The 24,569-nt window shown below is 68.9% G+C and carries 24 protein-coding genes and 1 pseudogene; 9 read left to right on the forward strand and 16 right to left on the reverse strand.

Going from position 1 to position 24,569, the window contains the following annotated elements:
- Positions 1 to 147 precede the first annotated feature (147 nt).
- The 5 genes from trpD to ABZ656_RS42535 all read right to left on the reverse strand — a co-directional run bounded on the left by trpD (position 148) and on the right by ABZ656_RS42535 (position 5,588).
- Positions 148 to 1,212 (reverse strand): anthranilate phosphoribosyltransferase, encoded by a 1,065-nt coding sequence (gene trpD, locus ABZ656_RS42515; protein WP_101405595.1) that lies wholly within the window; start codon positions 1,210 to 1,212, stop codon positions 148 to 150.
- A 155-nt stretch (positions 1,213 to 1,367) separates the two neighbouring features.
- On the reverse strand, positions 1,368 to 3,008 hold the full coding sequence (locus ABZ656_RS42520) for a ubiquinol-cytochrome c reductase cytochrome b subunit (RefSeq protein ID WP_101405594.1): 1,641 nt from the start codon (positions 3,006 to 3,008) through the stop codon (positions 1,368 to 1,370).
- Positions 3,005 to 4,069 carry a Rieske 2Fe-2S domain-containing protein gene (locus ABZ656_RS42525; protein ID WP_054231550.1) on the reverse strand — a complete coding sequence of 355 codons (1,065 nt, stop codon included), beginning with the start codon at positions 4,067 to 4,069 and terminating at the stop codon, positions 3,005 to 3,007. The genes ABZ656_RS42520 and ABZ656_RS42525 overlap by 4 nt, the downstream gene beginning before the upstream one ends.
- Positions 4,066 to 4,875, reverse strand: a complete 810-nt coding sequence (locus ABZ656_RS42530; RefSeq protein ID WP_101405593.1) for a c-type cytochrome — start codon at positions 4,873 to 4,875, stop codon at positions 4,066 to 4,068. Before ABZ656_RS42530 ends, ABZ656_RS42525 begins: the two co-directional genes overlap by 4 nt.
- Positions 4,876 to 4,967: 92 nt before the next feature.
- Complete coding sequence (locus tag ABZ656_RS42535; RefSeq protein WP_060902037.1) at positions 4,968 to 5,588, reverse strand: heme-copper oxidase subunit III; 621 nt, start codon at positions 5,586 to 5,588, stop codon at positions 4,968 to 4,970.
- A gap of 193 nt (positions 5,589 to 5,781) precedes the next feature.
- Between ABZ656_RS42535 and ABZ656_RS42540 the strand changes: the two genes are divergently transcribed.
- Positions 5,782 to 6,183, forward strand: coding sequence for a response regulator transcription factor (locus tag ABZ656_RS42540; protein WP_075026437.1), 402 nt, complete (start codon positions 5,782 to 5,784; stop codon positions 6,181 to 6,183).
- Positions 6,184 to 6,305: 122 nt separating this feature from the next.
- Here ABZ656_RS42540 and ABZ656_RS42545 read toward each other — a convergent pair whose 3' ends face one another.
- The 4 genes from ABZ656_RS42545 to coxB all read right to left on the reverse strand — a co-directional run bounded on the left by ABZ656_RS42545 (position 6,306) and on the right by coxB (position 10,806).
- Positions 6,306 to 7,568, reverse strand: coding sequence for an Ig-like domain-containing protein (locus ABZ656_RS42545; RefSeq protein ID WP_101405592.1), 1,263 nt, complete (start codon positions 7,566 to 7,568; stop codon positions 6,306 to 6,308).
- 150 nt (positions 7,569 to 7,718) lie between these two features.
- Entirely contained in the window at positions 7,719 to 8,117 is a 399-nt protein-coding gene (locus tag ABZ656_RS42550) for a cytochrome c oxidase subunit 4 (protein ID WP_060902035.1), read from the reverse strand.
- Positions 8,114 to 9,850, reverse strand: a complete 1,737-nt coding sequence (gene ctaD / locus ABZ656_RS42555; protein WP_054231556.1) for a cytochrome c oxidase subunit I — start codon at positions 9,848 to 9,850, stop codon at positions 8,114 to 8,116. Before ctaD ends, ABZ656_RS42550 begins: the two co-directional genes overlap by 4 nt.
- Positions 9,847 to 10,806, reverse strand: coding sequence for a cytochrome c oxidase subunit II (gene coxB / locus ABZ656_RS42560; RefSeq protein ID WP_101405591.1), 960 nt, complete (start codon positions 10,804 to 10,806; stop codon positions 9,847 to 9,849). The genes ctaD and coxB overlap by 4 nt, the downstream gene beginning before the upstream one ends.
- A gap of 332 nt (positions 10,807 to 11,138) precedes the next feature.
- Here coxB and ABZ656_RS42565 point away from each other — a divergent pair, with 332 nt between their 5' ends.
- Entirely contained in the window at positions 11,139 to 12,530 is a 1,392-nt protein-coding gene (locus tag ABZ656_RS42565) for a cysteine desulfurase/sulfurtransferase TusA family protein (protein WP_101405590.1), read from the forward strand.
- 256 nt (positions 12,531 to 12,786) lie between these two features.
- On the opposite strand, the gene ABZ656_RS42570 is transcribed toward ABZ656_RS42565, so the two are convergent.
- Positions 12,787 to 13,761 carry a carbohydrate kinase family protein gene (locus tag ABZ656_RS42570; protein ID WP_095855104.1) on the reverse strand — a complete coding sequence of 325 codons (975 nt, stop codon included), beginning with the start codon at positions 13,759 to 13,761 and terminating at the stop codon, positions 12,787 to 12,789.
- A gap of 134 nt (positions 13,762 to 13,895) precedes the next feature.
- Here ABZ656_RS42570 and ABZ656_RS42575 point away from each other — a divergent pair, with 134 nt between their 5' ends.
- Both ABZ656_RS42575 and ABZ656_RS42580 read left to right on the forward strand, forming a co-directional pair.
- Positions 13,896 to 14,111, forward strand: coding sequence for a hypothetical protein (locus tag ABZ656_RS42575; protein ID WP_101405589.1), 216 nt, complete (start codon positions 13,896 to 13,898; stop codon positions 14,109 to 14,111).
- 99 nt (positions 14,112 to 14,210) lie between these two features.
- Entirely contained in the window at positions 14,211 to 15,776 is a 1,566-nt protein-coding gene (locus ABZ656_RS42580) for a hypothetical protein (RefSeq protein WP_360275795.1), read from the forward strand.
- A gap of 115 nt (positions 15,777 to 15,891) precedes the next feature.
- Here the strand turns inward: ABZ656_RS42580 and ABZ656_RS42585 are convergent, their stop codons facing one another.
- On the reverse strand, positions 15,892 to 16,248 hold the full coding sequence (locus ABZ656_RS42585; protein ID WP_101405588.1) for an iron-sulfur cluster assembly accessory protein: 357 nt from the start codon (positions 16,246 to 16,248) through the stop codon (positions 15,892 to 15,894).
- Between the two features lie 318 nt (positions 16,249 to 16,566).
- On the opposite strand from ABZ656_RS42585, the gene nadA reads away from it, so the two are divergent.
- On the forward strand, positions 16,567 to 17,751 hold the full coding sequence (gene nadA, locus ABZ656_RS42590) for a quinolinate synthase NadA (RefSeq protein ID WP_101408193.1): 1,185 nt from the start codon (positions 16,567 to 16,569) through the stop codon (positions 17,749 to 17,751).
- Between the two features lie 34 nt (positions 17,752 to 17,785).
- Here the strand turns inward: nadA and ABZ656_RS42595 are convergent, their stop codons facing one another.
- The 4 genes from ABZ656_RS42595 to ABZ656_RS42610 form a co-directional block, all read right to left on the reverse strand.
- Positions 17,786 to 18,469: a response regulator transcription factor gene (locus ABZ656_RS42595; RefSeq protein ID WP_101405587.1), complete on the reverse strand. Its 684-nt coding sequence runs from the start codon at positions 18,467 to 18,469 to the stop codon at positions 17,786 to 17,788.
- Positions 18,466 to 19,689 (reverse strand): histidine kinase, encoded by a 1,224-nt coding sequence (locus tag ABZ656_RS42600; protein ID WP_180362551.1) that lies wholly within the window; start codon positions 19,687 to 19,689, stop codon positions 18,466 to 18,468. The genes ABZ656_RS42595 and ABZ656_RS42600 overlap by 4 nt, the downstream gene beginning before the upstream one ends.
- Positions 19,690 to 19,842: 153 nt before the next feature.
- Positions 19,843 to 20,121, reverse strand: coding sequence for a hypothetical protein (locus tag ABZ656_RS42605; RefSeq protein WP_101405585.1), 279 nt, complete (start codon positions 20,119 to 20,121; stop codon positions 19,843 to 19,845).
- 30 nt (positions 20,122 to 20,151) lie between these two features.
- The gene (locus ABZ656_RS42610) at positions 20,152 to 20,943 is read right to left on the reverse strand and encodes a PspA/IM30 family protein (RefSeq protein WP_101408192.1); all 792 of its coding nucleotides are present in this window, start codon (positions 20,941 to 20,943) and stop codon (positions 20,152 to 20,154) included.
- 246 nt (positions 20,944 to 21,189) lie between these two features.
- On the opposite strand from ABZ656_RS42610, the gene ABZ656_RS42615 reads away from it, so the two are divergent.
- The 3 genes from ABZ656_RS42615 (at position 21,190) to ABZ656_RS42625 (ending at position 23,818) form a co-directional block, all read left to right on the forward strand.
- Complete coding sequence (locus tag ABZ656_RS42615; protein ID WP_101405584.1) at positions 21,190 to 21,816, forward strand: DUF3043 domain-containing protein; 627 nt, start codon at positions 21,190 to 21,192, stop codon at positions 21,814 to 21,816.
- 83 nt (positions 21,817 to 21,899) lie between these two features.
- Positions 21,900 to 22,601 (forward strand): methyltransferase domain-containing protein, encoded by a 702-nt coding sequence (locus ABZ656_RS42620; protein WP_360275802.1) that lies wholly within the window; start codon positions 21,900 to 21,902, stop codon positions 22,599 to 22,601.
- Positions 22,602 to 22,726: 125 nt separating this feature from the next.
- A complete protein-coding gene (locus ABZ656_RS42625) occupies positions 22,727 to 23,818 on the forward strand; it encodes a trypsin-like peptidase domain-containing protein (protein ID WP_101405582.1) in 1,092 nt (363 codons plus the stop codon).
- Between the two features lie 80 nt (positions 23,819 to 23,898).
- On the opposite strand, the gene ABZ656_RS42630 is transcribed toward ABZ656_RS42625, so the two are convergent.
- Entirely contained in the window at positions 23,899 to 24,111 is a 213-nt protein-coding gene (locus ABZ656_RS42630; RefSeq protein ID WP_054231569.1) for a hypothetical protein, read from the reverse strand.
- 200 nt (positions 24,112 to 24,311) lie between these two features.
- On the opposite strand from ABZ656_RS42630, the pseudogene ABZ656_RS42635 reads away from it, so the two are divergent.
- A pseudogene (locus ABZ656_RS42635) lies at positions 24,312 to 24,497 on the forward strand (adenosylcobinamide kinase/adenosylcobinamide phosphate guanyltransferase); the annotation flags it as partial.
- Positions 24,498 to 24,569: the final 72 nt, after the last annotated feature.

Here is a 24,569-nt window from a genome sequence, read left to right on the forward strand (position 1 = left end):
AGACAAACACGGGTCATGCCTTTCTGGTGAGTGATTCGGACCGCCCGAGCTGTACGGGACCGGCATCCGTGGAGGATGGGTGTGCCAGGGGTTTTCGGCAAGTCCCGCCGGCCCGCGGGCGGACGGGCAGACGGGCAGACGGGCAGACTACGACTGGCTCGCTGCCACCCAGCGTTCCAGCGTTCGCTTCGCCGCCCCCGAGTCGATCGCTTCCGCCGCCTTGGTCATCGCGGCGCGGAGCTGGTCCGCGAGCGGTGCGTCGGTCGGGGACAGGGCGACGAGGGCCGCCGCGGAGTTCAGGAGCACGGCGTCCCGTACGGGCCCCGTCTCGCCGTTGAGCAGGCGACGGGCGACGTCCGCGTTGTAGGACGCGTCGGCGCCGCGCAGGGCCTCCACGGGGACGAGTTCGAGGCCGACGTCACGCGGGTCGAAGCGCTCCTCGGTGACCTTGCCGTCGCGGACGATCCAGACCCGGGACGTCGCGGTGGTGGTCAGCTCGTCCAGGCCGTCGTCGCCTCGGAAGACGAGCGAGGAGTTGCCGCGCTCGGCGAACACGCCCGCCACGATCGGCGCCATCCGCAGGTCCGCGACCCCGACGGCCTGTGCCTTCACCCGCGCCGGGTTCGTCAGCGGACCCAGCACGTTGAACGTGGTCCGGATCCCCAACTGCCCCCGCGCCGCCGCGACATGACGCAGCGCCGGGTGGAACTTCACCGCGAAGCAGAAGGTGATCCCGGCCTCCTCCGCGACCTCGGCCACCCGCTTCGTCGTCAGGTCCAGATTGACGCCGAGCTTCTCCAGGACGTCCGAGGCACCGGACGCGGAGGACGCGGCCCGGTTGCCGTGCTTGACGACCTTGGCGCCGGTCCCGGCCACGACGATCGACGACATCGTGGAGATGTTCACCGTCTTCGCGCCGTCACCGCCCGTACCGACGATGTCGACCGTGTCCCCCGGCACCTCGATCACATTGGCGTGCTCGTACATCGTCCGGACGAGACCGGAGATCTCCTCGACCGTCTCGCCCTTGGCCCGCAGCGCCACCGCGAACCCGGCGATCTGCGCGTCCGTCGCCTCGCCGCTCATGATCCGGTCCATCGCCCAGGCCGTGTCGTCCGCGCTCTGGTCGCGGCCCTCGAGCAGGCCGTTCAGCACCACGGGCCAGGAACGGCCCGCCGCGGTGTTGCCTCCAGCGGGGTTCACAGCGCTCATAAGCCGCTCCTGGGTCCGTCGTCCCGGCAAAGGGACTCCTTGTGTAGATGGGAACACCCTATCCAGGCCCGGAGACGGCAAAGAGCCTCCGTCCAGGCAATGGACGGAGGCTCTCGCCGTGGCGATCAGTAAAAACCGGTCAACCGGTCGGAAGATCAGTGGTGGCCGTGGCCGCTCGTGATCTCCTTGTACTCCTCGACCGTGGGCTTGGGGATCTGGCTTTCCTCCCCGTAGAAGCCCTCGCTGAGCTTGGAGCGCAGCCGCTCCGAGCCCTTCACCTTGCGCTCGACACCGTTCTCGTCGACCGTCGCGCCGATCTCGGCGGGCTGGTACTGCTCGTGCGCGGTGAGCGTGTGCAGGGCCTCCTGGCTGAGCGGCTCGTGCACCTCGATGAACTCACCGTGCGGCAGGCGCTTGATGATGCCCGACTCGCGACCGTGCAGCACCTTGTCCTTGTCGCGGCGCTGGAGGCCGAGGCAGACACGCTTGGTGATGACGAACACGATGACCGGCACGACGAAGAAGCCGATGCGCACGAACCAGGTGATCGAGTTGATCGACAGGTGGAAGTGCGTGGCCCAGATGTCGTTGCCACCACCGACGAGCAGGACGAAGTACCAGCTGATCCACGCGGCGCCGAACGCGGTCCGGGTCGGGACGTTGCGCGGGCGGTCCAGGATGTGGTGCTCACGCTTGTCGCCGGTGACCCAGGACTCGATGAACGGGTAGACCGCGATCGCGACCAGGACCAGCGGGAAGATCACCAGCGGGATGAACACGCCGAGGACGAGCGTGTGACCCCAGAGGTTGATCTCCCAGCCCGGCATGACACGGATCAGACCCTCGGAGAATCCCATGTACCAGTCGGGCTGGGCTCCCGTGGACACCATGTCCGGACGGTAGGGGCCCATGGACCAGATCGGGTTGATCGAGGCGATCGCCGCGATGGCCGCGATGACACCGAAGACCAGGAAGAAGAAGCCTCCGGCCTTGGCCATGTAGACCGGCAGCAGCGGCATGCCGACGACGTTGTTGTTCGTCTTTCCGGGGCCCGCGAACTGCGTGTGCTTGTGGTAGAAGACCAGGATCAGGTGGCCGACCACCAGGCCGAGCATGATGCCCGGCAGCAGCAGGATGTGGACCGAGTAGAACCGCGCGACGAAGTCGCCGCCCGGGAACTGCCCGCCGAAGAGGAAGAACGCCAGGTACGTGCCGACGACCGGCACGGACAGGACCGCGCCCTCCATGAAGCGGACACCGGTGCCGGAGAGCAGGTCGTCCGGGAGCGAGTAACCGGTGAAGCCGGTGAACATGCCCAGGACGAACAGCAGGAAGCCGAACAGCCAGTTGACCTCACGCGGCTTGCGGAACGCACCCGTGAAGAACACGCGCATCATGTGCACGAACATGCCGGCGAGGAAGATCAGCGCCGCCCAGTGGTGGATCTGCCGGACCAGCAGACCACCGCGCACCTCGAAGGAGATGTGCATGGTCGAGTTGAACGCCTCGGACATCAGCTGTCCCTGCAGGGGGACATAGCTGCCGTGGTACGTGACCTCGTTCATCGACGGGTGGAAGAACAGCGTCAGGTACACACCCGTGAGGATGATGATGATGAAGCTGTAGAGGCAGATCTCACCCAGCATGAACGACCAGTGGTCGGGGAAGATCTTGCGCATGTTGGACTTGGCCAGGGAGTAGATCCCGAGCCGTCCGTCGGCCCAGTCGGCGACTTTCTCGCCGGCCGGGGCCTTCTCGCGCGAGGGGCGCGAGTCGGAAGTGGTGGTAGTGCTCATCCGCGCTCCCAGAAGGCAGGACCGACGGGCTCTTCGAAGTCGCCGAGCGCTTCGAGGTAGCCCTGTTCGTTCACGCCGATGCGCAGCTGCGGCAGGGCGTGACCGGCCGGGCCGAAGATCACTCGGGCACCGTCGGAGAGGTCGAAGGTGGACTGGTGGCAGGGGCAGAGCACGTGGTGCGTCTGCTGCTCGTACAGGGAGATCGGGCAACCGACGTGGGTGCAGATCTTCGAGTACGCCACGATGCCCTCGTGTGACCAGGCGAGCTCACGCTTGTCCTTGATGTTCTCCGGCTGGAGCCGGACGATCATCAGGGCCGCCTTGGCGATCTGGAGCTGGAAGTCCTCGTCGTGCTCCTCCAGGCCCTCGGGCTTGGCGAAGGTGAGCGAGCCGACGGCGACGTCGGAGGCGCGCAGCGGCTCGTTCGTGTTCATGTTGACGAGCAGCTTGCCCTTGGACCAGAGCGTGTGGCGCAGCTTGGTGCCGGGCAGCGGGCCCAGGTCGCGCAGCAGCATGACGCCGGAGAGCGGGAACAGGGCCAGCGCGCCGAACATCGTGTTGCGGATCAGCTTGCGGCGGCCGAGCGCGGACTCCTTGGCGCCCTGCTTGAAGTCGGCCAGGACCTTGGCCTTGACCTCGGGCTCCGCCTCGATCGGGTGACGCTGGTCGGCGATCTCCACGTCGGACATGAGGGTGCGGGCCCAGTGGACCGCGCCCGCGCCGATCGCGAACAGCGCCACACCGAGGGTCATCCCCAGCGCGAAGTTCAGCGCGCTGATGTGCCCGAGCGGGAAGACGAAGATCGACTTGTCCCTCGGGATCGCCACGTACGAGGCGATGAAGCCGACGGTGGCCAGCATCGACAACGTGAACAGCATGGCGACGACGCGCTCGGACCGCTTGGCGGCCCGCTCGTCGATGTCCTGGATGCGGGGCTCGTGGGGCGGCAGGCCCGGGTCCGCGAACGGGTTGGTCTCGTCCGCGAGGGCTACCGCGCCGTGCCCGTGCTCGTCGACCTGCTCAGCGGGCAGGTTCTCTTCTGGAATGTCTTGGCTACTCATGACTTCTTGGCCTTTGCGGTCCGAGCGGCGACCCAGACGGCGACGGCGACCAGGGCGCCAAGACCGAAGATCCAGCCGAAGAGGCCTTCACTGACCGGCCCGAGGCCGCCCAGCTCCAGACCGCCGGGGCTCTCGGTGTCGTCACCGTTGACCGCGTTGAGGTACGCGATGATGTCCTTCTTGTTCTTCTCCGACAGCGTGGTGTCGGGGAAGGACGGCATGTTCTGCGGGCCCGTCTGCATGGCCTCGTAGATGTGCTTGGGGTCGACACCCTCAAGGCTCGGCGCGAACTTGCCGTGCGTCAGCGCGCCGCCCTTGCCGGTGAAGTTGTGGCACTGCGCGCAGTTCGTACGGAAGAGCTCGCCGCCCTTGGCGATGTCCGCACCCTCGGGGCTGACCTGGCTCTTCGTCGGAATCGTGGGACCGGCGCCGAGCGAGGCGATGTACGCCGCGAGCTGGTCGATCTCGGCCTGCGAGTAGATGACCTTCTTGCGCGGGATCTGAGCGCCCGGCTGCTGGGCCGGCATACGGCCGGTGCCGACCTGGAAGTCGACCGCCGCGGCGCCCACTCCCACGAGGCTCGGCCCGTCGGAGGACCCCTGACCGCCGGTTCCGTGGCAGCTGGCGCAGCCCACGGAGTAGAGCTTCTTGCCCTCGTCGATGGCAAGGGACTGGGCGGTCGTATCGGCCTGTGCCTTGCTCGCGGGTGCGAACGCGGCGTACAGCCCCCCGGTGGCCGCCAGCGCGAGGAGTAGGACGACGACCGCCGCCAGCGGATGGCGTCGTCGTGCGGAGAGCTTTTTCACGGATTACCCCGGTGTCAGGATCTTCTGCGTCGATGCTTCTGGAAATGGATCGGTTCGTCGCGTGCGATCGGTTCGCCGCGGACGCCGCCCGGTTACTTGATCAAGTAGATCGTGGCGAAGAGGCCGATCCAGACGACATCGACGAAGTGCCAGTAGTAGGACACGACGATGGCGGCGGTCGCCTGCTCGTGAGTGAACCTCTTGGCCGCGTAGGTGCGGCCGAGGACGAACAGGAAGGCGATGAGGCCACCCGTCACGTGCAGGCCGTGGAAGCCGGTGGTCAGGTAGAACACCGAGCCGTACGGGTCGGAGGAGAGCGAGAGCCCGTCCTTCTTGACCAGCTCGGTGTACTCGAAGATCTGACCACCGATGAAGATCGCACCCATCACGAACGTGACGCTGAACCACATCCGGAGCTTCTTCACGTCCCCGCGCTCGGCGGCGAAGACGCCGAGCTGGCAGGTCAGGGAGGAGAGCACCAGGATCGTGGTGTTGGAGGCCGAGAACGGGATGTTGAGATGGCTCGCCATCTCTTTCCAGTGATCCGGCCCGGTCACCGATCGCAGGGTGAAGTACATCGCGAAGAGGGCCGCGAAGAACATCAGCTCGGAACTCAGCCAGATGATGGTTCCGACGCTGGTGAGGTTCGGTCGATTGACCGACGGGTGCGCGTGCCCGGTTTCTACTGTCGTTGCTGTCGCCACGACCGACATTATGTCGGTCGCTTATCCCGCCCTCACGCCCGGGGGTGCCGTTCGGGGTGTTGATGGGTTGTGTCCAGCCCGTATGGCCCATCGAAGCCCTGTCCGAACCGGTGTTGACGAGGTGTTCGAGGGGGTAGCATCCGCGCCATCGGTACCAGGAGTTCCCGACCAATGCTGTGCTTCTTAGATGCGTGGAGGAACAATGCAGCCGACCGCCACGGTGCTGGTCTACAGCGACGACTCCAACACCCGGGGGCAGGTGCGGCTGGCGACCGGCCGCAGACCGGCCCCCGACGTCCCCCAGGTCGAGTTCATCGAGTGCGCCACGCCCGCCGCCGTCCTGACGGAGCTGGACAAGGGCGGGATCGACGTCTGTGTGCTGGACGGCGAGGCGGTTCCGATGGGCGGCATGGGCGTCTGCCGGCAGATCAAGGACGAGATCTTCAACTGCCCGCCCGTGCTGGTGCTCATCGGGCGACCTCAGGACGCCTGGCTGGCCACGTGGAGCCGTGCGGACGCGGCGGTGACCCTTCCGGTGGATCCGGTCGAGTTCGCCTCCGCGTTGGCCTCGTTGCTCCGCCGCAAGGCCCTTTTGGGCGCCTGAGAGCTCGGTCCGCCACGTAGTCCGGCGTCCGCAGGTGATTCGTGGTTGCTCGCGCCCCGCGGCGGAGCCGCAAAAGAACACAGTCCCGCGCCCCTTTCGGGGCGCGGTGGCGGGGGTCCGGGTCACACGGACTCGGGGCGTAGGCGAGCCCGGTCCGTCGGCTTCGGGCCCTCCGGGGTGCCCGCTGTCAGGGCGCTGCCGTTGCGCCAGTCCTTCCAGTCGACGTTCCAGTCGCCGAAGCCGTTGTTGAACGGGGTCATCGCGTCGCCGTTGGAGTTCTGGACCTTCACGATGTCGCCCGGTCGGACGTTCTTGAAGAACCACTCGGCGTTGCTGGTGCTCATCCCGGTGCAGCCGTGGCTGACGTTGGCGGACCCCTGCTCCCCCACCGACCAGGGCGCGGCGTGCACGTACTCGCCGCTCCAGGTGACCCGGGTCGCCCAGTAGACGGGCAGGTCGTAGGAGTCCGCGCTGCCCTCGGCGATGCCGACGGTGGTGCCGCGCATCCGTACGTAGGGTTCCTTGCTCAGTACGACCTTGACGCCGTTGCGGGTCTCGTAGCCCGGCTTGCCGGTGGTGACGGGGATCTGGTTGATCACCTGGTCGTTCCTGTAGATCGTCATGGAGTGCGCGGCGGCGTCCGTGACGGCGACGAAGCGGTCCCCGGTGGTGAGCGTCAGGGGCTTCGCGTCGCCGCCCCAGAGCCGGTCGGCGACCTTGATGCCCTTGAGGTTGCTGTGGGCCTGGATGGTGGCGTGGATGGGCCAGTACTCCTTGGGGCGGTAGTGCAGCGTCTTGTCGTCCACCCAGTGCCAGGCGCCCTCCACGGCGGGCACGGAGTCGACCTTCAGGGCGCCCTCGACGATCGCGCGAGCGGCCTTGTCCTTGACCGGGGCGCTGAGTTCGGCGGTGATGGGCTGACCGACGCCGTACTCGCCCGAGGCGGGCCCCAGGGTCACGCCCAGGGGCTTGTTCGTGATGGGCGCGGTGGTCTCGAAGTCGACGATCTGGCGGCCGGGGGCGCCGTCCTCGTCCTCCGTGCTCACGTGCACCGTGTAGTGGGCGCCCGCGGCCAGTGGTGAGGTGCTGTGCCATCGGGAGCCGTCGGCGGCGAGTTCGCCCGCCACATAGCGCCCCGACGCGTCGACGGCCGTCACATCGGTGATGCGCTCGTCGTCGCCCTTGGAGGTGATTTCCAGGGGCTTGTCCGGGTCGACCTTGCGGCTGTCGCCGACCACGTCGGTGAAGGAGAGCTGACCCGCCGCGTCGTACGGCCTGGCGGAGAGCGGGTGGCCGCTTCCGCCGCAGGCAGCGGCGGCCGCGCCGAGGGCGACCACCAGCGTGGTGCGGCTGACGACCGTGCGGATTCGCGGTGCGTGATTCATGGACTCACGCTATGAACACCCGTCAACCATGGCGCGGCGAGTGAGCCGTGTGGGGGATGTGCCGTGCGGCAAAAGAGGAAGCCCGGACTCTCCGTCAGGAGAATCCGGGCTTCCGGGGTGTCCAGCGATCGCTACGCGACCGCGTGCGTGCTACTGGGTGCGGTTCTCACCGTGGTAGTACTCGAAGACCCAGCCCCACAGGCCGATCAGGATGAGCGGGAACCCGAAGTACAGCAGCCACCAGCCGAAGACGACGGCCATGAAGGCGAGCGCGCCGCCGACACCGAGCGCGAGCGGCTGCCAGCTGTGCGGGCTGAAGAAGCCCACCTCGCCGGCCTCGTCCGCGACATCGGCCTCGTCGTTGTCCTGCGCCAGCTGGTCGACCCGCCGGGCCGTGAAGGCCAGGTAGTAGCCGATCATCACGCTCAGGCCGAAGGCCAGGAACAGCGCCGTGGTGCCGGCCGGCTCCTTCGACCACACGCCATAGACGATCGCGATGACGAGGATGAAGGCAGCCAGCCAGAGGAACATCTTGCCTTGGACCTTCACTTGCCGGCCTCCTTGCCACCAGCGAGGGCCTTCTCACCGTGACCGGCGTTCTCGAGCTGGTCGAGAGCGGCGATCTCCGGGTGGTGCAGGTCGAAGGCCGGGGATTCGGAACGGATCCGCGGCAGCGTGAGGAAGTTGTGGCGCGGCGGCGGGCAGGACGTGGCCCACTCCAGCGAGCGGCCGTAACCCCACGGGTCGTCGACCTCGACCTTCTTGCCGTACTTGGCGGTCTTCCACACGTTGTAGAAGAACGGCAGGATCGACAGGCCGAGCAGGAACGAGCTGATCGTCGAGATCGTGTTCAGCGCGGTGAAGCCGTCGGCGGCGAGGTAGTCCGCGTAGCGACGCGGCATGCCCTCGACACCCAGCCAGTGCTGCACCAGGAAGGTGCCGTGGAAGCCCACGAACAGCGTCCAGAAGGTGATCTTTCCGAGGCGCTCGTCGAGCATCTTGCCGGTGAACTTCGGCCACCAGAAGTGGAATCCGGAGAACATCGCGAACACGACCGTACCGAAGATCACGTAGTGGAAGTGCGCCACCACGAAGTACGAGTCCGAGACGTGGAAGTCCATCGGCGGCGAGGCCAGGATGACACCGGTCAGACCACCGAAGGTGAAGGTGATCAGGAAGCCGACCGCCCAGAGCATCGGGGTCTCGAAACTCAAGGACCCCTTCCACATCGTTCCGATCCAGTTGAAGAACTTCACGCCTGTCGGTACGGCGATGAGGAACGTCATGAAGGAGAAGAACGGGAGCAGTACGCCACCGGTGACGTACATGTGGTGCGCCCACACGGTCACGGAGAGACCGGCGATGGAGATCGTCGCGGCGATCAGGCCCATGTAGCCGAACATCGGCTTGCGGGAGAACACCGGGATGACTTCGGAAATGATTCCGAAGAATGGTAGAGCGATGATGTACACCTCTGGATGGCCGAAGAACCAGAAGAGGTGTTGCCATAGCAAGGCTCCGCCATTGGCGGCATCGAACACATGCGCACCGAATTTTCGGTCCGCCTCCAGCGCGAACAGCGCCGCCGCCAGCACGGGGAAGGCCAGCAGCACCAGCACCGCGGTGAGCAGCACGTTCCACACGAAGATCGGCATGCGGAACATCGTCATGCCCGGGGCGCGCATGCAGATGATGGTCGTGATGAAGTTGACCGCACCGAGGATCGTGCCGAAGCCGGAGAAGGCCAGACCCATGATCCACATGTCGGCGCCGACACCCGGCGAGCGGACCGCGTCCGACAGCGGGCTGTAGGCGAACCAGCCGAAGTCGGCCGCGCCCTGCGGGGTGAGGAAGCCACCGACCGCGATGAGCGAGCCGAACAGGTAGAGCCAGTAGGCGAACATGTTCAGCCGCGGGAACGCCACGTCGGGCGCGCCGATCTGCAGCGGCATGATCCAGTTGGTGAAACCGGCGAACAGCGGCGTCGCGAACATCAGCAGCATGATCGTGCCGTGCATCGTGAACGCTTGGTTGAACTGCTCGTTCGACATGATCTGCGTACCGGGGCGCGCCAGTTCGGCGCGCATCAGCAGCGCCATGACGCCACCGATGCAGAAGAACGCGAACGACGTGACGAGGTAGAGCGTGCCGATCGTCTTGTGGTCAGTGGTGGTGAGCCACTTGATCACGACGTTGCCCGGCTGCTTGCGCCGCACCGGCAGCTCGTTCTCGTACGAGTCTTCGGCTGCCCCGGCACCCTGAGGTTCGTTGAGGATGCTCACAGGTTGTTCGTCTCCCGGTTCTTCTCGTGGCCCGTCTGCTCAATGCCGGCCGGGACGTAACCGGTCTGTCCCTGCGCCGCGAGCTGCTTGAGGTGGGCCTCGTAGCGCTCGGGGGAGACGACCTTCACGTTGAAGAGCATCCGGGAGTGGTCGACGCCGCACAGCTCGGCGCACTTGCCCAGGAAGGTGCCCTCCTTGTTGGGGGTCACCTGGAAGGAGTTGGTGTGGCCCGGGATGACGTCCATCTTCATCAGGAACGGCACCACCCAGAAGGAGTGGATGACGTCCCGCGAAGTGAGGACGAAGCGGACCGTCTTGCCCTTGGGCAGCCAGAGGGTCGGACCGGGGTTGCCCGTCTGCGGGTTCCGCTCGCCCGGCGTACCGACCTCGTAGACACCGCCGGCGTTCGCCGGGAAGTCCTTCTTGAACCGGTCCGGAATGGCCTTCAGGTTCGGGTCGATCTTGGCGTTGCCGGTGACACCGGGAACGTCCTCGATGTAGTTGAAGCCCCAGCTCCACTGATAGCCGACCACGTTGACCGTGACGTCCGGCTTCGGCTTGAGGCTGAGGAGCTTCGTCTCGTCGCGGGCGGTGAAGTAGAACAGCACCGAGACGATGATGAGCGGGACCACCGTGTACAGCGCCTCGATGGGCATGTTGTACCGGGTCTGCGGAGGAACTTCGACCTTGGTGCGACTGCGCCGGTGGAAGAACACACTCCACAGGATCAGGCCCCACACCAGCACGCCAACGGCGAGCGCGGCCGCCCAGGACCCCTGCCACAGGGAGAGGATCCGCGGACCCTCTTCCGTGGTCGGGGTGGGCATACCAAGGCGGGGGAAGTCCTTGTATGTGCAACCGGTGGCGGTCGCCAGGACCAGGCCCGCAGTCAGTGCCTGCAGCAGCTTCCGCCGCATCGGGCGCCGCGGCGAGCGGTCGGAGCCGTTGGGACTCACGTAGCGCCTTCCCGAGAGTCTCGCCCGCGCGGTTGGCTGCGGCCTTCTCGCTGGTCGGTCGCCGCCCTGCGTCGGGCAGGGGTTTGGATGTTTATGCGGACCAAACCCTACTGGACGCTATTTGGGGTCGCGCGGGGAGGGTGCCCAACGCGCCGCGGGTCACTCTGAAGGGGTGGGATGCCCCGCCCTGGGTCGCTTTCTGACGGGGGGTTCGGGCGCCTCATAGCCCGGTCGACCAGGTCCTTCGGCGGCTGCGGGCTCGTTTTGGCTTGTCGCGCCGCTCCTCGCGCCCCTTTGGGGCGCTGGTGTGAGCGGGGCTTTAGCGTTGGGGTGTGGCCTACTTCGATGCTGCTTCCGCTGCTCCTCTCCATCCCGTCGCCCGGCAGGCCCTGCAGGCCTCGCTCGACGAGGGGTGGGCCGATCCCGCACGGCTCTACCGGGAGGGGCGGCGGGCCCGGCTGTTGCTCGACGCGGCGCGCGAGGCGGCGGCCGAGGCGGTGGGGTGCCGCCCGGACGAGCTGACCTTCACCTCGTCCGGCACCCGGGCGGTGCACTCCGGGATCGAGGGTGCGTTGGCGGGCCGCCGGCGCGTCGGACGCCACCTGATCGTGTCAGCCGTCGAACACTCGTCGGTACTCCATTCGGCGGAGGTCCACGAGACGGCGGGCGGCTCGGTGACGACGGTGCCCGTCGACCGCGCGGGCACCGTCTCCCCTTCCTCCTACGCCGCCGCTCTGCGCCCCGACACAGCGCTCGCGTGCCTCCAGTCCGCCAACCACGAGGTGGGCACGGAACAGCCGGTGCGGGAGGTCGCGGAGGCGTGCCGGGCGGCGGGGGTGCCACTGCTGGTGGACGCGGCGCAGTCACTGGCCTGGCGCCGGGTGGAGGGCGACTGGTCCCTCCTGACGGCAAGTGCCCACAAATGGGGCGGCCCTTCGGGAGTCGGACTGCTCGTGGTGCGCAAAGGGGTGCGGTTCGCTCCCCAAGGGCCCGTGGACGAGCGGGAGTCGGGGCGGGCGGCGGGCTTCGAGAACATCCCGGCCGTCGTGGCCGCGGCGGCGTCGCTGCGGGCGGTACGGGCGGAGGCGGCCGCGGAGGCCGCGCGCCTGCGGGAACTGACGGAACGGATCCGCGTACGGGTGCCCGAACTGGTCCCGGACGTGGAGGTGGTCGGGGACGCGGTTCACCGTCTCCCGGGGATCGTCACCTTCTCCTGCCTGTACGTCGACGGGGAGACGCTGCTGCACGAACTGGACCGGGCGGGTTTCTCCGTCTCCTCCGGCTCCTCCTGCACGAGCAGCACGCTGACCCCGAGCCATGTCCTGAAGGCGATGGGCGTCCTGAGCGAGGGCAACGTCCGGATCTCGCTGCCACCGGGTACGCCGTCCGAGGACGTCGACCGGTTCCTGTCGGTGCTGCCGGACGCGGTCGCGGACGTACGCGAGAAACTCGGCGCCCCGACGGCGCCGGCGCCGCCCTCCCCGTCCCCCTCCGACTCCGACGCGCTCGTGGTGGACTCCCTCGGCAAGCGCTGCCCCATCCCGGTCATCGAACTGGCCAAGGTCATCGGTGACGTGCCGGTGGGCGGCACGGTTCGCGTCCTCTCGGACGACGAGGCCGCCCGGCTGGACATCCCGGCGTGGTGCGAGATGCGGGGGCAGGAGTACGTCGGGGAGGAGCCGGCGGACCACGGCTTCGCCTATGTGGTCCGCCGGGTGTCCTAGCCGGTCGGCGGGAAGGGTGTCCTGATCAGGCCGGCGGGCCCGGACCTCGATGATCAGGCCAGGCGGGCCCGGACCTCGATGATCAGGCCAGGCGGGCCCCGACCTCGGCGATCAGGCCAGACGGGCCCCGACCTCGGCGATCAGGCCAGACGGGCCCCGACCTCGATGATCAGGCCAGGCGGGCCCCGACCTCGGCGATCAGGCCAGACGGGCCCCGACCTCGATGATCAGGCCAGACGGGCCCCGACCTCGGCGATCAGGCCAGGTGGGCCCGGACCTCGATGGCCGCGTCGTCGCCGTACGCCTTGGTGAAGCGGTCCATGAAGTGGGCGCGGCGGAGCTGGTACTCCTGGGTGCCGACCGTCTCGATGACCAGCGTCGCGAGCATGCAGCCGACCTGGGCGGCGCGCTCCAGGGAGACTCCCCAGGCGAGGCCGGAGAGGAAACCGGCGCGGAACGCGTCGCCGACGCCCGTCGGGTCCGCCTTGCGCTCCTCGTCCGGGCAGCCGACCTCGATCGGGTCCTCACCGGCCCGTTCGATGCGCACGCCCCGTGCGCCGAGGGTCGTCACACGGTGACCGACCTTCGACAGGATCTCCTCGTCGCTCCAGCCGGTCTTGGACTCGATGAGCCCCTTCTCGTACTCGTTGGAGAAGAGGTAGGTCGCCCCGTCCAGCAGTATCCGGATCTCGTCGCCGTTCATACGGGCGATCTGCTGCGAGAAGTCCGCGGCGAAGGCGATCGTGCGGGAGCGGCACTCCTCCGTGTGGCGGAGCATGGCCTCCGGGTCGTCGGCGCCGATCAGGACGAGGTCGAGGCCGCCGACGCGGTCCGCGACCGCCTTGAGCTCGATCAGCCGGGCCTCGCTCATCGCGCCCGTGTAGAAGGAGCCGATCTGGTTGTGGTCGGAGTCCGTGGTGCACACGAAGCGCGCGGTGTGCAGCACCTCGGAGATCCGGACCGAGTCGGTGTCGACGCCGTGGCGGTCGAGCCACGCCCGGTACTCGTCGAAGTCGGAGCCCGCGGCCCCGACCAGGATCGGCCGGGTGCCCAGCTGTCCCATGCCGAAGGCGATGTTCGCGCCGACGCCACCCCGGCGTACGTCGAGGTTGTCGACCAGGAAGGACAGGGAGACCGTGTGCAGCTGGTCCGCGACGAACTGGTCGGCGAAACGGCCGGGGAAGGTCATGAGGTGGTCAGTGGCGATGGAGCCGGTGACTGCGATACGCACGGCGAGGACACGCTCCTGCGACGGAAGGGGATTGACAGTTCACGCTACCCGGTCGACACATGCCCTCTGAAGCGGTCAAAACTACCCGATAGTAGGTCTTTCTTCGTAACGCTCGGCGTGCATACGGTTCCGTCATGACGAACCTCAAGGTCCACGGCTCCGCTCCGCACGACCTCGAAGGCGACCTGGCATCGCTGCGCGGCGACGGCGCCATGGCCCGGCACTGGGCGGCACCGGACCCGATCATCTCCCGTCCTGACCTTCCCGTGTCCCCGTCGCGCATCCACGGGGTGACCGTGCCTCCCGCGTCCGCCCGCCTGCTGGACGCGATGTCCGACTACGGCGACTGACAGGACCCGAAAGGATCTCGAAAAGGGCGGCCCTGAACGGCGCCCGCAGGGAACCGTGCGCTCCCCCGCTGCGTCCCATCGCTGTCCCCCGTAAAGGGGATGCGGTGTACGACCAGAAGGAGCGATGCGGTGAGCACCGAGCGACCCGAGACCGAAGCGCCCGAGCCCCCCGAGGACGGCGGCGAGCAGGCGAAGCCGCGCCGTCGCCATTCCCCGGCGGCCGTCGCGTCGGTCGCGGCGGCGGTGCTGCTCGTCGGCGGTGGCGGGGCTTATTTCGCCGCGACCGCGTCCGGCGGCGGGAGCGACCGCGGCCACTCCGCGACCCCCGGCACCGACGGCACTCCCCCGCCGCTGGCCCTCGACGGCTACACCGAGGGCGGTACGGGTGGCACGGGCGGTACGGGCGATATCGCGCCCGGTGAGCCCAACCCCTACGGCGTGACCTACCACGCGGACGGCACCCTGCCCGCCGGCCCGGACTCCGCGCCCGTCTACGCGGCGAAGGACGAGGTCACGGCGGCCGAGGTGGCCCGCCTCGCGAAGGCCCTCGACATCGCGGGCACCCCGAAGCTCAGCGGCGAGACCTGGAAGGTCGGCCAGGACAAGGACGGCTCGGGACCCAGCCTCCAGGTGAACCAGCGGGCCCCCGGGACCTGGACGTTCAGCCGGTATGCGCCCGGCACCGACAACTGCAAGGGCGCGGTGTGCAGGAGCGACCCCGGTTCCCCGAGCAGCCACGCGGTGACCGAGGCCGCCGCGAAGAAGGCTGCCGTGCCCGTACTGAAGGCCCTGGGCCAGGACGACGCCAAGCTGGACGCGAGCGAGCTCATGGGCGCCGTACGGGTGGTGAACGCGGACCCGAAGGTCGGGGGCCTGCCCACATACGGCTGGACGACCGGCGTCCAGGTCGGCCCGGACGGCCAGGTGGTGGGCGGCAACGGCCTGCTGAAGACGCCGGTCAAGGGCGACACGTATCCCGTGATCAGCGCGCGCAGGACCCTGGACCTGATGAACGGCCCGGCCTCCCTCGCGACGCCGGGCGGCGGGCACATGGGACCTGGCGGCTGCGCCAGTGCCGTACCGCTGAAGGACCGTGACGAGACGCCGTGCGGCGCGTCGACGGCGATGCCGAAGCGGGAGTCGGTGGCCGTCGAGAAGGCCGTCTTCGGGCTGGCCTCGCACTTCGTGTCCGGGCACCAGACGCTGGTGCCTTCCTGGCTGTTCGAGGTACGGCCGACGGGCACGGACTCCGCCTTCACGGTGACGCATCCGGCGGTCGAGCCGAAGTACCTGACCTCGCCGGAGCCGACCCGGGCGCCGACACCGACCGCCACCCCGAGCCCGCGGCCGACCGCGGCGCCCACGTCCCGCGACGTCAAGGTGCAGGGCTACACGGCCGACGGCAAGGACCTGACCGTGAGCTTCATAGGCGGGGTGTGCGCGGACTACTCCGCCTCGGCGAGCGAGAGCACGGACAAGGTGACCGTCAAGGTGACCGAGACACCGTGGCAGGGCAAGATCTGCATCCTCATCGCCAAGGTGTACGAGAAGACGGTGCACCTCGACCAGCCGCTCGGAGACCGGAAGGTCGTCGGTTCGGACGGCACGCCGATCCCGGAGGGCAAGGTGACCGGCGCCTCGGTGAAAACGCCTCGGGCGCGTTAGGCGCGGGAGCGGTCCGACCCGTTCTGCACCTGGCCCCGGATACGCGAAGGCGGCGTCCCTGTCGGAGGGGGACGCCGCCTTCGTACGCGTTACGCGTTCGGCAGTCGGCCGGGACTCAGCTGAAGGAGTCGCCGCAGGCGCAGGAGCCCGTCGCGTTCGGGTTGTCGATCGTGAAGCCCTGCTTCTCGATGGTGTCGACGAAGTCGATGGACGCGCCGCCCAGGTACGGAGCGCTCATGCGGTCGGTGACGACCTTGACGCCACCGAAGTCCTTGACGACATCGCCGTCGAGGGAGCGCTCGTCGAAGAAGAGCTGGTAGCGCAGACCGGAGCAGCCGCCGGGCTGAACGGCGACGCGCAGCGCCAGATCGTCGCGGCCTTCCTGGTCGAGCAGGGCCTTGACCTTGCCCGCGGCGGCGTCGGACAGGATGATGCCGTCGCTCACGGTGGTGGTCTCGTCCGATACGGACATCTGCTTCTCTCCCGGGTTGTTCGGAGACTGCTTGCCGACGTTTGCAACCGCCGGGGCCGCGGATTCATTCCGGGCCGAGAGTCTGTCTTTCCGTGGTCTTTCCGTTCTCTTCTCCCATGCTCGCACACGCGCCGGAACGCGGACAGCGGCCTGTGGACAACCTCCGGGATTCACGTCACATCGACACTATGGACATCGTCAACATGACGTGAAGCGGTTATGATAGATAGCGTCATTTCGACGAAAAGGCTAGTCCGAATGTCCCGCTGGATCGCCCCCGTGATCCAAGCGAGCCGCAGAACAGAAAGGGTGCGTGTCGTGACCACCGCCCAGACCCAGGAGCTCGACGTACAGCCGACGCCCCTCGCCCTGCTGCTGCTCGGCCGTGAGGCCGACCCGAGGAGCGAGCGCGGCGTGGAGTGTCCCGGAGACCTGCCCTCGCCGTCCGACCCGGACCTCGTGGAGCGCGCCCGCGCGGCCAAGGAGAAACTCGGGGACAAGGTCTTCGTGCTCGGCCACCACTACCAGCGCGACGAGGTCATCCAGTTCGCCGACGTCACGGGCGACTCCTTCAAGCTGGCCCGCGACGCCGCCGCGCGCCCGGAGGCCGAGTACATCGTCTTCTGCGGTGTGCACTTCATGGCGGAGTCCGCGGACATCCTGACGTCCGAGGACCAGAAGGTGGTCCTCCCCGACCTCGCCGCGGGCTGCTCCATGGCCGACATGGCGACGGCCGAGCAGGTCGCCGAGTGCTGGGACGTGCTGACCGAGGCCGGGATAGCCGAGCAGGTCGTGCCCGTCTCGTACATGAACTCGTCCGCCGACATCAAGGCGTTCACCGGCAAGCACGGCGGCACGATCTGCACCTCCTCCAACGCCCAGCGGGCCCTGGAGTGGGCGTTCGAGCAGGGCGAGAAGGTCCTCTTCCTCCCCGACCAGCACCTCGGCCGCAACACCGCCGTCCGCGACATGGGGATGAGCCTGGAGGACTGCGTCCTCTACAACCCCCACAAGCCGAACGGCGGCCTCACCGCGGAGCAGCTGCGCGACGCCAAGATGATCCTGTGGCGCGGCCACTGCTCGGTCCACGGCCGCTTCTCGCTGGACTCGGTGAACGACGTCCGCGAGCGGATCCCCGGGGTGAACGTCCTCGTCCACCCCGAGTGCAAGCACGAGGTCGTGTCGGCGGCGGACTACGTCGGCTCCACGGAGTACATCATCAAGGCGCTGGAGGCCGCTCCGGCCGGCTCCAAGTGGGCGATCGGCACGGAGCTGAACCTGGTCCGCCGCCTGGCGAACCGTTTCGCGGCCGAGGACAAGGAGATCGTCTTCCTCGACAAGACGGTCTGCTTCTGCTCCACCATGAACCGCATCGACCTCCCCCACCTGGTGTGGACCCTGGAGTCCCTCGCCGAGGGCAACCTGGTCAACCGCATCGCGGTGGACAAGGAGACGGAGGCGTTCGCGAAGCTGGCGCTGGAGCGGATGCTGGCGCTGCCGTAACTCGGAGATCACTCCGCCCTCGGCCGTACCGGGATCACTCCACCCTCGGGCGTACCAGGCCCGACTCGTAGGCGATGACGACGAGTTGGGCCCGGTCGCGGGCGCCGAGTTTGGCCATGGCCCGGTTGACGTGCGTCTTCACGGTGAGCGGACTGACCTCCAGCCGCTCGGCGATCTCGTCGTTGGAGTGGCCTCCCGCGACCTGGACGAGCACCTCGCGCTCGCGCCCGGTGAGCGCCTGGAGCCGCTCGGCCCGGGCGGAGTCCCGGCCCTCGTCCGAACCGTCCCCCTGGGCGAGGAACTTGGCGATCAGCCCCTTGGTGGCCGCCGGGGACAGCAGTGCCTCGCCGCCCGCCGCGATCCGGATGGCGTTCAGCAACTCCTCCGGCTCCGCGCCCTTGCCGAGGAAGCCGGAGGCGCCGGCCCGCAGCGACTGCACCACGTACTCGTCGACCTCGAAGGTCGTCAGCATCACCACCCGTACGTGCGCGAGTCCCGGGTCGGCGCTGATCAGCCGGGTGGCGGCGAGGCCGTCGGTGCCCGGCATCCGGATGTCCATCAACACCACGTCGGCGCGGGCCTCCCGGGTGAGCCGCAGCGCCTCCGCGCCGTCGGACGCCTCGCCGACGACCTCCATGTCGGGCTCGGAGTCGACGAGGACACGGAACGCGCTGCGCAGCAGCGCCTGGTCGTCGGCGAGCAGGACACGGATGGTCATGCGGAGTCCCCCAGGGCGGGCGCGGTGCGGTTCTTGACCGGAAGGATCGCATGGACCCGGAAGCCGCCTCCGTAGCGGGGACCGGTCGTGCAGGTGCCGCCGAGCGCGGTGACCCGCTCGCGCATCCCGAGCAGCCCGTGCCCGCCGCCCTCCTCCGGGCCGTCGTCCTGCCCGGGTCCGTTGTCGAGGACGGTCACTTCCACGTTCGGTCCCACACGTACGACGCTGATCTCGGCCTTCGCCTCCGGGCCCGCGTGTTTCTGCACATTGGTGAGGGCTTCCTGGATGACGCGGTACGCGGCGAGGTCGACGGCGGCGGGGAGGGTGGTGCCGTGGTCGGCGCGGGCGACTTCGACGGGGAGTCCGGCGTTGCGGAAGGTATCGGCGAGTTCGTCGAGGCGGGCGAGGCCCGGGGCGGGTTCGGTGGGAGCCTCGGGGTCGCCGGACTGGCGCAGCAGGCCGACGGTGGCGCGCAGTTCGTTGAGGGCCGAGCGGCTGGCCTCGCGGACGTGCGCGAGGGCTTCCTTGGCCTGGTCGGGGCGCTTGTCCATCACATGGGCCGCGACTCCGGCCTGCACGTTGACGAGGGCGATGTGGTGGGCGACGACGTCGTGCAGGTCGCGGGCGATGCGCAGCCGCTCCTCTGCGACCCGGCGGCGGGCCTCTTCCTCGCGGGTGCGCTCGGCGCGGTCGGCGCGTTCGCGGATGGCGTGCACGAAGGCGCGGCGGCTGCGTACGGCGTCGCCCGCGGCGGCGGCCATGCCCGTCCAGGCGAAGATCGCGAGGTTCTCCTGCGCGTACCAGGGCAGGGGGCCGACCAGCATCGCGCAGGCCGTCAGCACCGTCATCGTGAGCAGGCCGACGCGCCAGGTGGTGGGGCGGTCCGTGGCCGACGCGACGGTGTAGAGGGCGACGACGGCGGACATCACCACCGGGGCTCTGGGGTCGCTGGCCACCAGTTCCAGGGCGGAGAAGGCGCCGGTCGTGGCGAGGATCGTTCTGGGGGCGCGCCGGCGGAACACGAGGGCGGCGGCACTGAGCACCATGAGGGTGAGGCTGAGGACGTTCGGGGTGTGCGTGCCCCAGGTCGCTCCGTTCTCCCCGTGGGGGTCGACGAAGGAGCTGGCCATCATCGTCACGAGTACGCCGGCCGCCAGGGTGGCGTCCAGGGCCATGGGATGCGCGCGGAGTCTGTACTTCGTGCGCTCTAGGGTGCTCACTCGTTTTACGGTACGGGGCCCTTGCAGGGGGCGGAACGGGGCTCTGGACCTCGCCGGGGCCCCAGCGCCCTTCAGGGGCGCGGGGAACTGCGTGGGCGAGCCGGGCGGCCGCGGAGCTGAGGAAGCCCCCCGCTCGGCCCCCGGAGGGAACCGTCAGCCTGGGATCAGGCCCTCGTCGGTCAGCATGGCGCGAACCTCTTCGAGGGTCGCGTCCGGGGACGGGAGGATGAGGTCCGAGGGTTCCAGGGCCTCGTCGGGCAGCGGAGCGCCCAGACGGCGGACCGAGTCGAGAAGAGTGGTCAGGGTGCGGCGGAAGCCGGCCTCGTCACCGCTCTCCATCTCGGCGAGCAGCTCGTCGTCCAGTTTGTTCAGTTCGGTGAGGTGGCTGTCGTCCAACCTCACCTGCCCCTCCCCCATGATCCGTACGATCATGTCGCCCTCCTCAGGCGCCCTAGGTGTGGGTCACTGCTTGTCGAAGCGCGGGGTGTCCCGCGGCTGGGACTGCGACTGGGACTGTCCCGTGCCGCCCTCGATCGCCTGCTGCGGCGAGCCACCGGCGAGCTCGGCCTTCATGCGCTGCAGTTCCAGCTCTACATCCGTACCACCGGAGAGCCGGTCCAGCTCGCTCTGGATGTCGTCCTTGGCCAGACCGGACTGGTCGTCGAGCGCACCGGAGGCGAGCAGCTCGTCGATCGCGCCGGCGCGGGCCTGCAGCTGCGCGGTCTTGTCCTCGGCACGCTGGATCGCCATGCCGACGTCGCCCATCTCCTCGGAGATGCCGGAGAAGGCCTCTCCGATACGGGTCTGCGCCTGGGCCGCCGTGTAGGTCGCCTTGATGGTCTCCTTCTTGGTACGGAAGGCGTCCACCTTGGCCTGGAGTCGCTGCGCCGCAAGGGTGAGCTTCTCCTCCTCGCCCTGGAGGGTCTGGTGCTGCGTCTCCAGGTCCGTCACCTGCTGCTGGAGCGCCGCCCGGCGGGAGAGCGCCTCGCGGGCCAGGTCCTCGCGGCCGAGCGCGAGCGCCTTGCGGCCCTGGTCCTCCAGCTTGGTGGACTGGTTCTGGAGCTGGTTCAGCTGAAGTTCGAGGCGCTTGCGGCTGGTCGCCACATCCGCGACGCCGCGGCGCACCTTCTGCAGCAGCTCCAGCTGCTTCTGGTACGAGTAATCGAGGGTTTCGCGCGGGTCCTCGGCCCGGTCAAGGGCCTTGTTCGCCTTCGCGCGGAAGATCATCCCCATACGCTTCATGACACCGCTCATGGGCTTCGCGCGCCCCCTTCTGACGGACTCCAGCTCCAGGTACTGCAACAGAACCCACAGTACGGGCCCTGCATCCATTACCGCACTGTTCGGGGACGGATGCGCTCATCCCCAAGGACGACTGCGTACGGCACCGCTCCGGCGTAGGGAGTAGGTGGGACTCGGGGTCCACCCGTACACAACGTCCCCTCTGTCCCACTACAGACGTACGGTGTTGCCGGATCGTTCCCCACTCGAACGACGTCCATGCCGCCGCACCCCGTACCCTTGGGTTTTGTGTTCCGTAGCCGTGCCAAGGAAGAGAAGGCCCCCGCCGACAAGGCGCAGGTGACCGACTCCAAGCAGACCCGTGACCCGCAGGCCCCCAAGGGCCGCCCCACGCCCAAGCGCAGTGAGGCCCAGACCCAGCGTCGCAGCGTCGCCCAGACGCCGACGACGCGTAAGGAGGCGGCCAAGCGGCAGCGCGACGAACGTCGTGTCCAGATGGAGAAGCAGCGCCAGGCCCTGGCCAACGGGGACGAGCGCTATCTGCCCGCCCGTGACAAGGGGCCGGTGCGGAAGTTCGCACGCGACTTCGTGGACTCGCGCTTCTGTGTCGCGGAGTTCTTCCTGCCGATGGCCGTGGTCATCCTCGTGCTGAGCATGGTGCGGGTGGGACCGCTGCAGAACATCGCGCTGCTGCTGTGGCTCGTGGTGATCGTGATGATCGTGGTCGACTCGATCGGCATCGCGATCCGTCTGAAGAAGCAGCTGCCCGCCCGCTTCCCCGACGTGCCCACGAAGGGCGCGGTCAGGTACGCGCTGATGCGCACCCTCCAGATGCGTCGCCTCCGGCTGCCCAAGCCGCAGGTCAAGCGCGGAGAGCGGCCCTGAGCACGACATCGTTCTCCGGAGGCGCGGCGGATGCCTGGCTGAGCAAGCTGGGCGGACTGCGTGATGTCGTACGACAGGAACTGGTGGCCCGGCAGCTCGACGAGCAGATAGCAGGGCGGTTCCCGGTCGGGCAGCGGTTGCGGGTGCTCGACGTCGGGATGGGCCAGGGCACGCAGGCGCTGCGGCTGGCCCGCGCCGGGCATCAGGTGACCGGCCTCGAGCAGGACGCGAAGATGCTCGCCGTGGCCCGCCAGGCGCTGGCCGTCGAGCCCGAGGGCATCCGGAGCCGGGTGCGGCTCATCGAGGGCGACGGACGCGAGACGGGCGTGCACTTCCTGCCCGGCAGTTTCGACGTGGTGCTGTGCCACGGCGTACTCATGTACGTCGAGGAGCCGGACCCGCTCCTCGCGGGGCTGGCGCGGATGCTGGCCCCGGGCGGGCTGCTCTCGCTCTTGGTGCGCAACGCCGACGCGCTGGCCATGCGGCCGGGCCTGTCCGGGGACTGGACGGCGACCCTGGCCGCGTTCGACACGGACGCCTACGTCAATCGGCTCGGCCTCGCCGTCCGCGCGGACCGGCTCGCCACGCTGACGTCGACGCTCGCGGGGATCGGGGCGGCGTTGCATGCCTGGTACGGCGTGCGGGTCTTCACGGACACGGCGCCCGACGGGACCCCCGCCCCCGAGGATGTGGAGACTCTCCTGGCCGCGGAGGAGCGGGCCGGGCGGACGGACCCCTATCGCCAGGTGGCGGCCCTGCTGCATCTCTGCGGCGTACGCGGCTGATCGATCCCTGCGGCGTACGCGGCCGATCGATCCCTGCGGCGTACGCGGCTGGTCGCTGCCCGGTCGCCCCCTGTTCGGCCCTGCACCGCAAGCCGGAGCAGAGTCGCGAAAGGGACACTCGGGACATGGCTGCCACCCGTGCCACCGTGTCGCGTCTGCTGCTCCCCATAACCGCCCTCGTCTGCGCCGCCGCCCTGCTCTCCGGCTGTTCCGACGCCGGGTCGCCTGCACAGAAGGGCGGCACGAGGGACGGGACGAAGGACGGGACGACCCAGGCCGTCGTCCCGCTCGCGGCCGACGATCTGCAGAACGCGTACCTGAAGGTGATCAAGAACGTCCTGCCCTCGGTGGTGCAGATCCAGGCGAGCGACGAACTGGGCTCGGGGGTGGTGTACGACGACCGGGGGCACATCGTCACCAACGCGCACGTGGTCGGGACCGAGAAGACGTTCAGGGTGACGACGGCCAACAGCCAGAACGTGCTGACGGCCAAGCTCGTGTACACCTACCCGGGCCAGGATCTCGCCGTCATCAAGCTGGACAAGGTGCCGAGCGGGCTGAAGGCGGCCACCATCGGGAACTCGGAGAAGGTCGAGGTCGGCCAGATCGTGCTGGCGATGGGCTCGCCCCTCGGGCTGTCGTCCAGCGTGACCCAGGGCATCGTGTCGGCGACCGGGCGCACCGTCAGCGAGGGCAGCACCGGCGGTGGGACGGGGGCCACCATCGCCAACATGGTGCAGACGTCGGCCGCGATCAACCCGGGCAACAGCGGCGGCGCGCTCGTCGGCCTGAACGGGCAGGTCATCGGCATTCCCACGCTGGCCGCGACGGACCCGAGCCTCGGGGGCGGCACGGCGCCCGGTATCGGATTCGCGATCCCCGCCTCGATGGTGCGGACGATCGCCGACCAGATCATCAGAACCGGCAAGGTCACCGACTCGGGGCGGGCCGCGCTCGGCATCACCGGCCGTACGGTGCTCGACGAGACCTACGCTCCCGCGGGTGTCGCCGTGGTCGAGGTGCAGCCCGGCGGCGCGGCCGACACGGCGGGCATCCGGCCCGGCGACATCATCACCCGGATCGGCACGAACGACATCACCACCCTCACCTCGCTCGCCGAGGCGCTCGCGGCCGACAAGCCGGGCCGGCGGACCCGGGTGACGTTCGTCCGGGGCGGGACCGAGCGGACGGTCGACGTGCGGCTGGGCGAGCAGTAGGTACGGGGTGAAGGCGGCGGCGAGGGGTTGACGTACGGCGAACGGGGTTGCCGGGAGCGGTCCCGGCAACCCCGGCCGGCCTACTCCGGTTCGGCGTGCAGGCTCATCGGCCCGTAGATCTTCGTGCTGTCCTCGAAGAGGAACACCTGGTCCGCGCCGCCCTCCAGGAGGTCCTTCCAGACCTCGCCGATCCAGGACTCCGCATCCCCCTGTGTGGTGAACTCCTCGGGCTGCACCGCGGGTTGGACCTCTGTCCCGTCGGACTTCTCGAACCGCCACGTCCATGCCGCCATGTACGCCTCCCAGGTATGAGCACACTGCACAGCGGAAGCCGCACAAGATCCGGCTCCCGTCCGAAGCCTAGGCGCTGAGCCGGGTGCGGAACAGAAGATCGCGAGTCGCGGCACGCGTCGCGGGTCGTGAACGGCCCCGCGCGCCTCCGGGCCCTGTACCCGAACGCGCGCCACCCACGGTGACACGGGAAAATCAGGGCGTGGAACTGACTCTGCTCGGCACCGGCGCCCCCGAGGGCCTGCCCCGTCCCGACTGTCCCTGTGCGGCCTGTGCGAGTGCGCTCGGCGAGGACGCGCGGGCGGCCACCGCGCTGCTCGTGGACGGCACCCTGCTGCTCGACCTCACGCCCGGCGCCGCGTTCGCCGCGGCCCGCGCCGGGCACTCGCCGGCGATCTTGCCGAAGCGCTTGTTGTGGTAGCGGCCCGCGCTGGACGTGTCCTTGATCTTCCGGACGTGG

The organism is Streptomyces sp. NPDC007095, assembly GCF_040634475.1.
Taxonomy (GTDB): domain Bacteria; phylum Actinomycetota; class Actinomycetes; order Streptomycetales; family Streptomycetaceae; genus Streptomyces.